Origin of the sequence: Dyadobacter psychrophilus, assembly GCF_900167945.1 — a bacterium.
Taxonomy (GTDB): domain Bacteria; phylum Bacteroidota; class Bacteroidia; order Cytophagales; family Spirosomataceae; genus Dyadobacter; species Dyadobacter psychrophilus.
This window is the reverse complement of record NZ_FUZA01000007.1, coordinates 198,584-212,652: the sequence shown is the minus strand read 5'-3', so window position 1 is coordinate 212,652 and position 14,069 is coordinate 198,584. Positions and strand designations below refer to the sequence as shown.

The window sequence follows — 14,069 nt, the reverse complement described above, 5'->3', positions numbered from 1 at the left end:
GAATGATTATCTTCAATTTCGTATGGGTAAAATTACCCTTATGGTAAGCAATAAACTTCGTGGTATTTAGCCCCTTTTTTACCGATATTAACTTATTTCAATGTTAGATTTTGCTTTTGGGTTAAAACAGCAGATTTAATTCGGGATATGTGCAGATGTGTAGAATAAACGACGGTAAGCCCACCGGCTCGCTAGGTTAATAGATCCCAATTGCTAAGGCTGTCATGGCCGCAACCACAAGCCAGCCCATCACGAGCAGCGCGCGCGAATGTTTATACGTCCCCATTAAGCGCGATTTTCCGCTTGCAATCAGCAGTATAGCCAGCGCAATAGGCAGCACAAAACCATTCAGCGTGCCGACAAAAACAAGCACTTTCACCGGTTTGCCAATAATTGTAAATACGGCAGTGGACGTGGCGATGAAAACAATGGTCAGCGCGGCGTGGTGTTTTTCCAAAAACGGATGGAACGAACGGACAAAAGAAATGGAAGTGTAAGCAGCGCCAACCACAGAAGTGACGGCCGCGCTCCAAATCACGAGACCAAAAATCTGCCGTCCGGCTGATCCTGCGGCTTGTTCGAAGATGGAAGCGGTGGGATTAGCTGGATTAATGGTTGCGCCGGACATGACCACGCCCAAGGACGCCAGAAAGAGCAGATAACGAATCACGGTTGTAATCAAAATTCCCGTTGCGGCGCTTCGGTTAACCTCCGGCAATGATGCTTCGCCGCTGATCCCGCTATCGAGCAACCGGTGCGCACCCGCAAACGAAATGTATCCGCCGACCGTCCCGCCTACCAATGTTACAGCGGCCATCGCGTCAAACTTTTCAGGCAAAATCGTGTGATGCAAAGCCGTAATCAGCGGCGGATGCGACGTAAAAGCAACATATAAGATCAAAACGATCATTAATGTGCCGAGGACGCGGCTGAAAATATCCATCGCTTTTCCCGCTTCTTTGAACAGGAAAATCCCGATCGCCATGCATGCGCTCAGCACTGCGCCTGCTTTTACATTCAAACCTGTCATTGCTTCCAGGCCCAAACCGGCGCCAGCGACATTGCCAATGTTGAATGCAAATCCGCCTAGGACGATCAGGAATGCTAATAAGAAGCCCAATCCGGGAAACAATGCATTGGCCAATTCCTGCGCGCGCTTGCCCGAAACGGTGATGATTTGCCAGATATTGAATTGCGCGCAAAGGTCAATGATGACCGTGAGGAGAATGATAAAGCCAAAACTTGTGGCGAGCTGCTGTGTGAAAACCGTCGTTTGCGTCAGAAAACCCGGGCCGACTGCGGAGGTCGCCATCAGGAATGCTGCGCCTAAGAGCGCTTTGGAGGATTTTGAACTCGCCATTTTTACATTAATTTTTAACCGAATCCTCCGCCACCGGGCGTTTCTATCATTAAAATATCGCCCTTCTGCGCTTCCAGACTGCATATTCCTGGCAAAAGTGAGGTTTCACCATTGCTGATCAATGTGTGCACGCCGCATTTCCCGTCCTCGCCGCCATTCAGTCCGTAAGGTGCGTATTTTCTGTGTTGTCCCAATAATGTGAGCTGCAATGGTTTGAGAAATTCAAATTTTCGCACGATGCCATCGCCGCCGTTGAATGTTCCTTTTCCGCCGGAATTTTTGCGGATGCCAAATTCCAGCAAACGCACCCGATACTTTCGTTCCAGCTGCTCGGGGTCGGTGATGCGTGTGTTGGTCATGTGCTGGTGCACGGCAGAGCGACCGTGGAAGCCCGGCCCGGCACCAGTTCCGCCGCCTATGGTTTCGTAATAGCCAAATTGCTCGTCGCCAAAAAGGAAATTATTCATCGTTCCCTGGCTGCAAGCTGCCAATCCGAATGCTTTGAGCAGTGTATCCACCAACCGCTGGCTCACTTCCGTGTTCCCGCCTACCACCGCCGGACATTGGAAAGGATCGTCGGAAAAGTTGGGATCCAGGAAGCTGTTATCAGGCAAAATAATGTCCACGTGCTTCATCAGGCCATCATTCAGCGGAATTTCTTTGTTTACCAAAAGCCTTAACACATACAAAATCGCGCTATACAGGATCGAAATGTTTGCATTCAGGTTGTTGGGATGCACATGAGAAGTGCCTGTAAAGTCAAAAACCTGCTTTTCAGCGGTTATGGAAACTTTTACCTGAATGCGATGGCCGTCATCTAAAAATTCGGTTGCTTCGAAAGTTTTGTTTTGCAATGGAATTAATGCGGTTTGAAGCTGTGCAACGGCATTTTCTTTCAGTAGCCGCATGTATTTCCGTACGGTTTCCAATCCGTGCAAGTCCACGAGCCGCAACATTTGCTCGCAGCCTTTCCTCAATGCAGACAATGCGGCGATAATGTCGGCTTCATTGGACAGGAAGTGCCGGGTAGGATAGGGGCCTTCCGTGAAAAGTGCGCGGATGGTTTCCCACTGAAACACATTGTTTTTGATCAGATATTGAGGCAAAATAACGACGCCTTCCTCTGCCAGACAAGTGGCATCCGGCGGCATTGAACCAGGCGTTTTTCCCCCAACCTCAGCATGATGTGCGCGGTTAACGACATAACCAATGCAAGTTTTATCATCCGTAAAAATGCCCGAAATCAATGTAATATCAGGCAAATGCGAGCCGCCATATTTCGGATGGTTTGTAATAATTACATCCCCCGGCCCGATCTCAATCGCATCTTTCACCAATCTTCCGCAAATGCCCATGCTGCCCAAATGCACCGGAATATGCTGTGCATTTACCAGCAACTCGCCGTCCTGATCCAGCAAAGCACACGAAAAATCGAGCCGTTCTTTCACATTCACCGAAAACGCAGTCCGCTGCAATTGCACGCCCATTTCATCGGCAATGGATTTGAAACGGTTGGTGAAAAGCTGCAACGCAACTTCCTCGCTTTGCTTTTCGGGTGTAATGTTGGTTTCCGAAGTTTTGAAAGCAATCGCGTCTTTGCTGTTTTGGATGATCAGTTTCCAGTTTTTGGGGATGTAGGCGGTGGAAGTGTTGTTTAATAAAATCGCTGGGCCGGTGAGTTGGTCGCCGGATGCAAGTTTGTCCCATTCGAAGAGGTTAGCATTATGATGAGCGTCAGGTTTTTCCGTTTCAAAAGATTTTGTCTCAAATAAAGGCGTTACACTTCTTATTGCATCCGCTGAATTTCCTTCCTTAATGATCGTTTCCAGCGCAATAGGAGCCGTTTTCTCCTGAATCATCAGTTTCAAACTTTCTAATTCAATGGTCAGGTTTGCCGGGAAATAGCCGAATTGAGCCGTGTAAAGTTTTTCAAAAACATTCAATGTTTCAGCGCCTTTATAACTGACTTCAATTGTATTTTCCTGTCCGGCAAAACGGAGATAAACGTAGCAAAAGGCAGTTTCAAATGCATTAATGCCCTGATTTTGCAGTTTTGCAGCGCCTTCCTGCAACAATTCGTTTTTCCAATGTTCAATTTTTTCCGCCGATTCTTTCCAGGGAAGCAGGATTTGTCTCGAAACAATGGTGCTGATCAGCGCCTCGCCCATGCCTACTGCACTGAAAAGTCCGGCGTCGTAAGGAAGGATAACGGTTTGAATATCCAGTAATTCGGCCAACTGGCAACTGTGCAATCCGCCTGCGCCGCCAAACGTGATTAATGCAAAATCAGCCGGATTAATGCCTTTTTCAACCGAGATTTTCCGGATCGCATCAGCCATTTTCTCATTCGCAATCCTTTCGAGACCGGTTAGCAACTCGGAAAACGACAGCACATTGCCCGTTTGCGATTCAATGCTTTTTTGCAAATCTCGAAGCGCCGCCAAAGCTGCATCCGCCCGAACGGGAATGCCAAATTTCGAAGCATCCAGTTTGCCCAAAAGCAGATTCACATCCGTAATCGTCAGCGGACCGCCCGCGCCATAACATGCCGGCCCCGGCGAAGCCCCCGCACTTTCCGGCCCGACTTGCAGCGAAAATCCATCAAACCAGCAAACCGAACCGCCGCCAGCCGCGACCGTTTCAATCGCCAATGTCGGGTTATGGAATTCAATGCCATCAATTTCGGTAATATATTTCAGCTCCGGCCGCCCATCGATCAGCGCCGTATCCGTGCTCGTCCCGCCCATATCGAATGTGATCAATTTGGGGAATCCGAGGCGTTTTCCAGCATTGGCCGCCGCCACCATGCCACCAGCCGGGCCACTTAACAAACTATCCTTTGCTTGGAAGCCGTTCACTTCGGAAAGGCTGCCTGTGCTGGTCATGACTTTCAGGCTGCCAGCGCCGAGTGGGTTGCCGCCCAGCGGAGTGCCGCCCAGCGAGTTTTTAATGTTAGTCAAATATTGATCTAAAACCGGATCGAGATAAGCATTCACTACGGCTGTTTGCGTGCGGCGGAGATAATGTGAGAATGGGAAAAGCTTGGAAGAAACGGAAATGTATTTGGCTCCATTCTCTGTGAATGCTTTTTCAGCCAGGAGTTCATGCGCATTGTTTTGGTACGAATGCAGCAGCGAAATAGCAATGGAATCTGCGTTTGCAGCGGATGCTAATGTTGTTAAATCTGCCACGTTTAAATCCTGGATCACGTTTCCCGAAGCGTCCAATCGCTCGTCAATTTCCAAGACTTCGGAATACAGTAATTTAGGCTCGGGAATGTCGAGTTGAAACAGGGAAGGGCGTTGCTGATTGCCGATGTAAAGGAGGTCCTTAAAGCCTTTTGTGACTACTAAAAGCGTTTTGGCTCCTTTTCTTTCTAGTAATGCATTGGTGCCTCGCGTGGTGCCGAGCCGCATTTCGAGCGGTGGCAATGTTTCAGTCAGTTTAGTTTTCGTCAATAATCTCGCTGCCAGAACAGGCGCTTCTTCGCTACTGAATATTTCAAAATCGGTGCTTTGAGCAAATGGAAGATTATTTTCAAGTGTGAATGTTTGATTGGAAGAATCAAAAGAAATGACTTTGCTCGTCAAACCATTTTCCAGCAAACGCAATGTATAACCTTCCAGCAAACCCGCATCAAACGCCCAGGAAGCCGCATATTGAAAAGTGTTATCAGCCATCTTACCAATGATCCGTCCCCGCACGCAGCCCGAGCTCAGCACTTTCAACCTCGTTTTATTCCCCGCCAGATCAACAGCCAGACAATCCGTAAAAGTCCCGCCCGTATCCACCCAAATCTTCCAAAAAGAATCACCCATTTTTCCCAATCCAGCCAAACCAAAAAAGTAATGTTAAGCTCCAAAATAGGGGAGTTTTGAAATAAAACCTATGGTTATGAGAAAAATGGCTTCGCCTTGAATTTTATGTAAGTTTGGAGGAGGAATACACGAGCGAATGGTTTGGGAAAATGAAGTAAGCAAGGGAAAATCCCAAAGGGATTTAATATCAGTAGCAAAGTCAACATGCGCGCAAAAATGCAAATCCCAGAGGGATGCAAGATTGGTAGAAAAGAGGAAATCAACGTAAAACGCAAATCCCGGAGGGATGCAACGTCGTGTACATTATTACATCCCTCCGGGATTTGATGCGATTGCGAACGGTTTTTGTTACCGATATTACATCCCTCCGGGATTGTTTTTGCACTGATTTCAAATTTGCTACCAATATTATATCCCTCTTCAAACATTAAGATCATGGATCAAAGAGAGGCAATCATAATCGCTCAGCAATATGTTGACCTGGTAAATCAAATTTACCCGGTGAAACAAGCTTTTCTTTTTGGATCATTTGCAAAGGGCAACAGTCATTTGGATAGCGACATCGATATTGCGTTGGTTCTGGACCGTTCAGAAGATATTATGGAAAAGCAGATTGCTATGATGAAGCTTCGTAGAAACATTGATTTGCGTATTGAACCGCATCCATTTATTGTTCAGGATTTTCAAAGCTCCAATCCGGTTGCGCATGAAATCATGAAATATGGGATCGAAATTGGGAAAGTGGCTGCCTAAACTTCTCCTTCAACAAATTTACCCAACCCGTTCCCGAAAGTCCTTATGAAACTCCCTAGGCGATTTTCCCATGATCTTCTTAAAAACCCGATTAAAATTCGTCACATTATCGAAACCGGTTTGGTAACTCACGTCTGAAAAACTGTCGAATTTGCCGGAAATGATGATTTTGCAGGCTTCGTTGACGCGGACTTCGTTGAGGAAGCTGATGAAGGTTTTGTCGGTGTGTTTTTTGAAATAACGGCAGAATGCCTGCGGGGTTAGGTTGGAGATTTCTGAGATTTCGGCTAGTGAAATGTGCCTTTTGTAATTGCTGACCAGATATTGGAAAATCTGGTCCATGCGGATTCCTTCGACTTCGGAAATGATCTGCTCGCTGTTGTTGGTGGCCAGCGGCTTAATGTCGCGGATGGTGGAGAAAAGATGCAGCAGCGAAATGAACGACGCGACGCGCATGCTGTCTTTGTTTTGTTTTAATTCTGAAATCGTTTTCTGGACAAGGGGCAATGCGGATTCCGGAATCTGGTAGCCGTTGTGAAGGCCGTCGACGAATTTGCGGATACTTGCCATTTCGGGCAGACTCAAAATGTTCTGATGAAGCTGCGTTGGATTGAAGAAAATGGAAACAGAATGGATTTGCTTTTTTTCTTCGGGATTGAAATAGGCTTCGTCGTTTTTGAAAATATGCGACTGATTGGCACCGATAATGTAAACCTCGCCCGACTCAAAACGCTGCATATAATTCCCGGCGATGAGAATCCCCGAACCTTCCACAACCCATTCAATCTGAACCTCCCGATGCCGGTGCAAATGATTGTAATAATGCGGCAACACGTCTTCCTGGACCACAATGGTGTGCTCCTTGGAAACGGGAATTGTGAATTGAACGACTTTCATTTGAGTAAGGTGCGGGCGCAGCCTGCAATGTAATGATAGCTGTTTTGTTTAAAACAAAAAATCCTGGGTGCGGGAAAAGTTGCACCCAGGATCGTATTTAAAGGCATTATGCCTCGAATTCTTGAATTATTTACTTAAAACCGCCTGCTCTTTGATGACCTTCATGTTGCCTTTCATCAATCTCCAGTGACCTGGGAATGTACAAACGTAAGGATAGTCACCAACCACGTCAGGCACTACGAATTTCAGGCGGAAAGTTTGGCCTGGGTTCACAAGCGGCGTTGCGGCCAAAACTTGCGGAATGTTTGGAACGTAATTTTTCTCAGCGCCGTCTTTGGCAGTGATCATTTTGTCAGCGGCTGCACCGATTATTTCAGTTGATTTTGGTTTTCCAACAACCACATTATGCTGCATTGCATCCGGGTTTTCAAAAACAAGCTCAATCGTTTTTCCTGCAACGGCAGTGAATTCGGTTAAGCTAAACTTCATTTCCTCACGGATCGCTTTGATCTGAACCACCTGCACATTCGGGTCAACTGCAACATCTTCCTTAATGCCGTAAGATTCCATTAATGTGGTGAAACGTGTGCTCAAATCGTCCGGAAGGTCGCCTTTGATCGAAGCCAGCAATGTTTTGCCTTCTTCGTTTGCGGTTTCCTTGCGTTTTGGATTCCATGCGCCTACGATTCCTTTCATGATGGCGTTGCGTCCCTGCGGGTCAAGCGTTTGTGCTGTTTTGATCATTTTCAAAACATCGTCACCGCTTGCATAGGAAGTGTAACCGCGTGTTGCGCGTTCCAAAGCAAAGTCAGAAAGCTTGTCCATGCGCTTCACTTCGAAGCTTTTGGTCATCGTGTTGTTTTTGTTCTCATCCTTTTCAGGAACAACATTGTCCACGTCGACGGTGGCCGTAATGTTCACTTTACCCGATTCGTCCGAAGTGAAGCCAAAACCTGATTTCCAGGGACCATTATTTCCCTCAGTCAGTTTCACAGTTTCACCGGGCGCGATGCCGCTATTGAGCTGGCGGCTGATGTAATTTGTGTTTAATGAACGGCTTCTGATGCCCACATTCACAACCGGAACCAGCTCTTTTGGAACAGCAACTGAACCTTGATTTGTAATTTCAATCACCACACGCGCATATTCACGAACGTAAGGTGTTTTTGGCTCAATTGTAATGTTCGTAATCGCCAATTCGGCCGAGCCTTCCACGGTTGGTTTCGCAGCGGCGGTGTGCGCGCTGTGATCCATGTTGCTGTGGTCCATTGCTTTATCTGCACTTGCTTTTTGTGTAGAAGCGGCAGTTGCAGACGATTTGCTCACGCGTTGTGCGAGATATTTCTCACGCAACTTGCCGTCTTGGGCATTCAAAACTGCTGCAAAAGCATCCGGCATCCAGCGATCTTCCGGCATTGCATAAGTGTCCATTAATCCCAAAACCGCGGTTTCAACTTCCGGCGTGTAAGGAATTTCAGAGAATGCAAGCAGTGAGTTTAACACTACAAGCGGCGCTTTGTCGTGCAATGCATCGGCAGTCAGCAATGTCTGCGCAGTGGCAGGATTGCGTGGCAACACCTGAACGGCCGTTTTGCGCACGTCCGCTGATGGATGTTTCAATGCTTCAGTTACCGCAGCCAAAACCGCCGGATCTTCGATCGCTTTCAGACCGTGCAATGTCCATAATGCGTGGATAGCAGCCGTGTTGAGGCCAACTTCGTCAACGGTTTTGTCTTTAACCAGCTCAACCAATTTGCCTGTAACATCTTTGTTTCCGCGTTCCACCAAAAGGCGTTGCGCGTGACGGCGCCATAGCATGTTGGTGTTTTTCAATGTTGCAACCAATTCATCCGGGCGGTCTTTGCTCAAAACGATAGGCGTATATTTTGGTGCATCTTTCCAGCCAATGCGATACAAACGACCGTGTGTAAAATCACGCAATTCTGTTTCGTATGCATTTCCTTTTCCGTTTTCAGATCCTTTTGGCGTTGGGTTGTGCTGGATAATGTAGCTATACCAGTCAGCCACCCAAACAGCGCCATCCGGGCCAACTTCTGCAAAGACAGGCGCAACCCATTCATCGGCACCGGCCAGCAAGTTGAAGCCTAATGCATCCTCAAAATCAGTTCCTTTCGGTTTCATGATATTTTGGTGCAAAATGTGCCCCGTAGGCTCAGAAACGAAGGCAACATTGTTCCAATATTTCTTCGGAAATGCTCTTGCCGTGTAAAAATTATGTCCGGCAGCGGCAGTAAATCCGCCAAAAACGTCCACTTGACGCACTTTCGGCGTGATCGGCTGCATGTCTTTATGCGTATCCGTGCTGCGGCTTCCGTTATCCACTTTGCTTTGACCAAAATAACGGTTTGGAATGGCACTATACCAGCCATGCGAGTTGTTGGCCGTTGAGCCAAAAAGATCGCCTGCTTCGTTAAAACCAAGTCCCCACGTGTTATTAGAGGTTTTGGCAACAATTTCCATATCCGTTCCGTCCGGCTTGAAGCGGAAAAGCGCTTGTCCGAAGTTCAAAGAATCCGCGTTTCCGAATTTGCCTTTGAAGCCTGAATAACCAACTGATCCGTAAACCCAGTTGTCAAATCCGTAGTGCAGGTTAGAAGGTCCGGCGTGCGTATCACCCGTGCCAAAGCCTGAGAAAAGGATTTTTTTCACATCAGCCTTATCATCGCCATTGGTATCTTGCAAGAACAACATATGCGGTGCTTGCGAAACGATGATCCCGCCATTGGCAAAAACAAGGCCTGTTGGAATGCTCAGATCGTCCGAGAATTTCGTGAATTTATCCGCCTTGCCATCTTTATTCGTGTCTTCGCAGATCAGAATGTAATCGCTTCCGCCCGTGTCTTTGCGCTCGTTTGGATAATCTTTTGTAATCAAAACAAACAACCTTCCGCGCTCATCCCAGGTCATTGCAATCGGGTGCATTACATCCGGTTCGTGTGCAAAAACGTCCAATGTGAAGTCAACCGGGATTTGAATGTGCTTAACAGATTCCTCTGGGGACAAAGGCAATTGCTGCATTTGCGGGCCAGGGCGCTGCTCGTAGTTTGGAAGTTTGGCTTCGCGGTATTCAAATGGTTTTGGGGCCAAAGCTGCCAATGATTTTCTTGCGTCATCATTAACCGCCCAAAGAATTCCCTTTTCAAGCATATCCTGGAATCCAGGAACCGACCAGGTGCGTTCGTCGTGACCATAAGCCGTGTAGAAAATGCGGCCTTTCCCATGCGTTCTAACCCATGTGTAAGGCTCTTTTTGCTGTCCCGGTCTGTCTTTTTCCTGATCTTTTTGGATCAAACGCTCCGTCAGGACAATGTTGTCCGGCTGCAATTTCTCGTGCAAATAGGTTTCATCCACTGTTTTAAACTCTTTCACACCAGCGATTGCAGGGTGATCCGGTTTTGTCCAAACAGGCTGAATGGTGTCCCAGGTATGTCTCCAGAACTGGCCGCCGATCAGCTTCACCACTTCCGGATTGTTGCGGAAACAATACGAAGCGCAGTGAATGGGGATAAAACCTTTTCCGCTTGCTACGTAGTCCAGCAATGCTTTCGCTTGCTGCGGTGCGATGGAATCCCAGTTTGCATAAAGCATCAGGGCATCGTATTTGTTAAGTGTCTCAGGATTAAGGTCATTCAGGTTATCCGTGTAGGTAAAGTTGAAACCTTTCGGTCCTAATGCAGCCATGATCTGCGGCACGCGTTCAGCAGGCTTATGGTGTCCGTTGTCTCCCAAAAACAGGATTTCCAGACGCCGCGCCTTTCCGGCCTCGCTCTTGGCCGAGGAGCTCTTCACCGACGCATTCTGCGATGAAGGCTGAGAGGCACAGCCCAGCAGGACAATACCAAGGATAAAGGATAACGCTTTGGTTTTCATTGAGTTCTATGTTCTCTTTTTGTTTTATGCTTTTTATTTTGTCAGCCTGAGCGGAGTCGAAGGCTCGCTACTGGCTTGGTAACACGCTTGTCAACGACGTCGTGCTTGTGCCTTCGACTCCGCTCAGGCTGACAGCTGGCTATGCCAGCTCCTTAAAATCAGGCAGCTGGATTAACGCCCCGCCCTGCAATGCCGACTCATGCGCCAGGATCCCAACGCTTGTCCAGTTGGCCGATTGCCATGCATTTGGGAAAGGCTCGCGGTCCTCTATTAATGCGGTGATGAACTCGTGAGCCAAATGCGGGTGTGAGCCGCCGTGGCCGCCTCCTTGTACAAATGACAAATGCGCGTTTTCGTCCAGGTTATAAACGCCTTTTCCGGTGAAATGCTGGATTTCTTCTGGCAAATAATGTGCGTAATCCGGCGTAGCCACTTTCTCCGCGATTTCGTGTTCCGGTTTTTTCGCCGTGTGGATCACAGGATCTTCGCCTTCGATCAATGGCCACTCGAAAGATTTTTTGCTTCCGTAAACCTCGAAACTTTCTCTGTACTGGCGCGCCACATCAAATAACGAGCGATATACATAAGCAGATAAATCGCTGTCCTTAAATTTAATATGTGCAGATTCAACGGCAAAAGGAGAGTTGTGGATTTTGGCCAGATCTTCGCTGATCGTGCCTGATCCAAAGCACGAAACATACTCAGCTTCCAGCTTCAAAAGTCCCGCAACCGGGCCTACGCAGTGCGTTGCGTAGTGCATAGGAGGCAATCCAGGCCAGTAATCAGGCCAGCCTTCCATATCTTGCTGGTGACTTGCTTTCAGGAACTGCACTTTTCCCAGCTCACCTTTTTCATACAATTCTTTTACAAAAAGGAATTCCCGCGCATAAACAACGGTTTCCATCATCATGTATTTTTTGCCCGATTCTTTGGTCGCTTTCACGATCTCGATGCAATCCTCCACGCTCGTCGCCATCGGCACGGTGCAGGCCACGTGTTTTCCCGCGCGCAATGCCTTCAGAGTTTGCTCGGCGTGGTTGGGAATAGGGGAGTTAATGTGTACGGCGTCTACATTCGGATCATTCAAAAGGTCGTCGTAACTTGTGTAGCGCACTTCGATGCCATATTGGTCACCGATTTCATTCAGTTTGGACTCTGTACGCTGGCAGATTGCGTACATATTTGCATTGGGATGTTGCTGGTAAATGGGGATAAATTCGGCTCCGAAGCCAAGACCAACGATTGCAACATTAATTTTTTGAGACATATTTATTTTGGTAGGTTAATGATCCGGTTTTAAGCAATACAATTTTAAAACAAAATAGTGCTAAAAACTTTACGTCTTTTGATTAGTACTGACTCGATTTTGACCTGCTTTTCGGCGCAGCGACAAATTCTTGCAAAATATAGATAGAAATTATTAAATTTTATGATCCGCTCAGCCACATCCGAAGACGCTCCAAAGCTCGCTCCTCTCATTATTCTTGCCCTGGGCCACATTGCCTGCCTCTTCGCAAAATCCGACGATCCAAATGATGCAATTCCGCTAATGGAAAAGTTTATTGCTGACAAAGGCAATCAATATAGTTATGAAAATACATTGGTTTACGAAGACGAAAACGGCATAATCGGCTCGATTGTTGGCTACGACGGCGCCCGCTTGCACGAACTACGCGGGCCTGTTTTGAGAGTCCTCCGGGAATCTAATCCTGATTTTTCACCCGGCGACGAAACCGAGGCAGGCGAGTATTATGTCGATTGTGTGAATGTCGATCCGGCGCATCAGGGAAAGGGAATTGGTAAAAAGCTGTTGAACGCATTCTGTGAGCTGGCTGCTGCAAAGCATTTCAATCGCGTCGGACTGATTGTGGATAAAGTGAATCCGGGTGCCAGGAAGATCTATGAAAAAGTAGGTTTTCAGGTGGCTGGCGAAAAGAATTTTCTGGGGCACACGTATGATCACATGGTGCGGGATATTTCATTTTAATTAAATAAAATTTTAGAAGATCGATGAAACAACGGCTGGTTTCACTGGATGTCCTGCGCGGGCTCACCATTATACTCATGACAATTGTGAACAACCCGGGCGACTGGGGCAATGTGTATGCCCCGCTCTTGCATGCAGAATGGCACGGATGCACGCCGACAGACCTTGTTTTTCCCACATTCCTGTTCATCGTCGGCGTCTCCATTGTGTTGGCAACACCTCAGAAAACCTTGAATGTGTCCGTTTTACAACGTATAGTAACACGAACCTTGCGGATTTTTTGTCTTGGTTTATTTTCAGGATTCTTCATTCGCATTCAAATGTTCGGGTTGGAAGGATTGCCTTTGCTGGTCGTCAGATTGATCATTACCGCCATCATTGTAGTGGCACTTTTTGCAGATTATGATAAAAACTGGCAGTTTCTGATCGCGTTTTTCATCTTTCTGGTCATTATGATTCTTGCTTTTGGCGGATTTGAACCATTTGACACAGTTCGCATTCCTGGTGTTTTGCAGCGGATTGCGGTTGTTTATTTGATTGCGTCATTACTTTATCTACGAACTGGCTGGGTGACACAGGCAATCATCGGTGTTGTTATTTTATTGATTTATTGGGCCGTTATGACGCTGATCCCTGTTCCGGGCGCTGGTGGAGCTAATTTGGAAAAAGGAACAAACCTCGCGGCTTGGCTGGATAACTTGCTCTTGCCAGGCCATTTATGGGCCACTTCCAAAACCTGGGACCCGGAAGGAATTTTGAGCACATTGCCAGCCATAGGCACCGGCATTGCGGGATTGTTAACCGGAACATTGTTAAGAACTAATTTTGACAAAAACCAAAAAGTAACTTATCTGCTCATCGGAGGCATCGCCGCGATTGTTGTAGGCTGGGGTTGGAGTTTTGTGTTTCCGCTCAATAAAGCCCTTTGGACCAGCTCATTTGTTTTGTATGCAGCGGGTTGGGCGCTCGTATGTTTGGCGATTTTGTATTTTATTATTGACATAAAAGGTTACTCCGGTTGGACCACATTCTTTGTCATTTTTGGGGTTAATCCAATGGTCGTGTTTTTCTTTTCCGGGATGATTTTCAGGGTTTTGAATGCTGTAAAAGTAAATAATCCGGCTGATCCGGCAGCCGGGCAAATGGATCTCGTTCCTTATTTGTACAAGTATCAACTTGCGCCGCACTTCGAAAATCCCATGAACGCTTCCTTGACTTATGCATTGTGTTATCTGGTATTATGGTTTGTGATTTTGTGGCTGCTTTACAGGAACAGGCTCGTATTTAAGGTTTAAATGGATAAAAGAAGTGACAGATTTTTGCCTAAATTGCTTCTTTAAAATATTTTAATAAATCATTTTTC

At 47.1% G+C, this 14,069-nt stretch carries 8 protein-coding genes; 3 read left to right on the top strand and 5 right to left on the bottom strand.

Annotation, left to right across the window (positions count from 1 at the left end):
* Positions 1-196: 196 nt before the first annotated feature.
* Positions 197-1,360, bottom strand: coding sequence for an NRAMP family divalent metal transporter (locus tag B5X68_RS22735; RefSeq protein WP_082217057.1), 1,164 nt, complete (start codon positions 1,358-1,360; stop codon positions 197-199).
* Positions 1,361-1,374: 14 nt separating this feature from the next.
* A complete protein-coding gene (locus tag B5X68_RS22730) occupies positions 1,375-5,178 on the bottom strand; it encodes a hydantoinase B/oxoprolinase family protein (protein ID WP_082217056.1) in 3,804 nt (1,267 codons plus the stop codon).
* Positions 5,179-5,613: 435 nt separating this feature from the next.
* On the opposite strand from B5X68_RS22730, the gene B5X68_RS22720 reads away from it, so the two are divergent.
* Complete coding sequence (locus tag B5X68_RS22720) at positions 5,614-5,931, top strand: nucleotidyltransferase domain-containing protein (RefSeq protein ID WP_082217054.1); 318 nt, start codon at positions 5,614-5,616, stop codon at positions 5,929-5,931.
* 18 nt (positions 5,932-5,949) lie between these two features.
* Here the strand turns inward: B5X68_RS22720 and B5X68_RS22715 are convergent, their stop codons facing one another.
* From B5X68_RS22715 to B5X68_RS22705, 3 genes are all read right to left on the bottom strand, one after another.
* Positions 5,950-6,828, bottom strand: a complete 879-nt coding sequence (locus tag B5X68_RS22715) for an AraC family transcriptional regulator (protein ID WP_082217053.1) — start codon at positions 6,826-6,828, stop codon at positions 5,950-5,952.
* 126 nt (positions 6,829-6,954) lie between these two features.
* On the bottom strand, positions 6,955-10,719 hold the full coding sequence (locus tag B5X68_RS22710; protein ID WP_082217052.1) for a PVC-type heme-binding CxxCH protein: 3,765 nt from the start codon (positions 10,717-10,719) through the stop codon (positions 6,955-6,957).
* A 139-nt stretch (positions 10,720-10,858) separates the two neighbouring features.
* Positions 10,859-11,986, bottom strand: coding sequence for a Gfo/Idh/MocA family protein (locus B5X68_RS22705; protein WP_082217051.1), 1,128 nt, complete (start codon positions 11,984-11,986; stop codon positions 10,859-10,861).
* A gap of 162 nt (positions 11,987-12,148) precedes the next feature.
* Here B5X68_RS22705 and B5X68_RS22700 point away from each other — a divergent pair, with 162 nt between their 5' ends.
* Both B5X68_RS22700 and B5X68_RS22695 read left to right on the top strand, forming a co-directional pair.
* Positions 12,149-12,706, top strand: a complete 558-nt coding sequence (locus B5X68_RS22700) for a GNAT family N-acetyltransferase (protein ID WP_082217050.1) — start codon at positions 12,149-12,151, stop codon at positions 12,704-12,706.
* A gap of 23 nt (positions 12,707-12,729) precedes the next feature.
* Positions 12,730-14,001 carry an acyltransferase family protein gene (locus tag B5X68_RS22695; protein WP_082217049.1) on the top strand — a complete coding sequence of 424 codons (1,272 nt, stop codon included), beginning with the start codon at positions 12,730-12,732 and terminating at the stop codon, positions 13,999-14,001.
* Positions 14,002-14,069 lie beyond the last annotated feature (68 nt).

What these genes read in the sequence shown, in the direction of transcription:
- B5X68_RS22705 (WP_082217051.1), bottom strand. Translation starts at nt 11,986, where the DNA reads ATGTCTCAAAAAATTAATGTTGCAATCGTTGGTCTTGGCTTCGGAGCC.
- B5X68_RS22710 (WP_082217052.1), bottom strand. Translation starts at nt 10,719, where the DNA reads ATGAAAACCAAAGCGTTATCCTTTATCCTTGGTATTGTCCTGCTGGGC.
- B5X68_RS22720 (WP_082217054.1), top strand. Translation starts at nt 5,614, where the DNA reads ATGGATCAAAGAGAGGCAATCATAATCGCTCAGCAATATGTTGACCTG.
- B5X68_RS22715 (WP_082217053.1), bottom strand. Translation starts at nt 6,828, where the DNA reads ATGAAAGTCGTTCAATTCACAATTCCCGTTTCCAAGGAGCACACCATT.
- B5X68_RS22695 (WP_082217049.1), top strand. Translation starts at nt 12,730, where the DNA reads ATGAAACAACGGCTGGTTTCACTGGATGTCCTGCGCGGGCTCACCATT.
- B5X68_RS22735 (WP_082217057.1), bottom strand. Translation starts at nt 1,360, where the DNA reads ATGGCGAGTTCAAAATCCTCCAAAGCGCTCTTAGGCGCAGCATTCCTG.
- B5X68_RS22730 (WP_082217056.1), bottom strand. Translation starts at nt 5,178, where the DNA reads ATGGGTGATTCTTTTTGGAAGATTTGGGTGGATACGGGCGGGACTTTT.
- B5X68_RS22700 (WP_082217050.1), top strand. Translation starts at nt 12,149, where the DNA reads ATGATCCGCTCAGCCACATCCGAAGACGCTCCAAAGCTCGCTCCTCTC.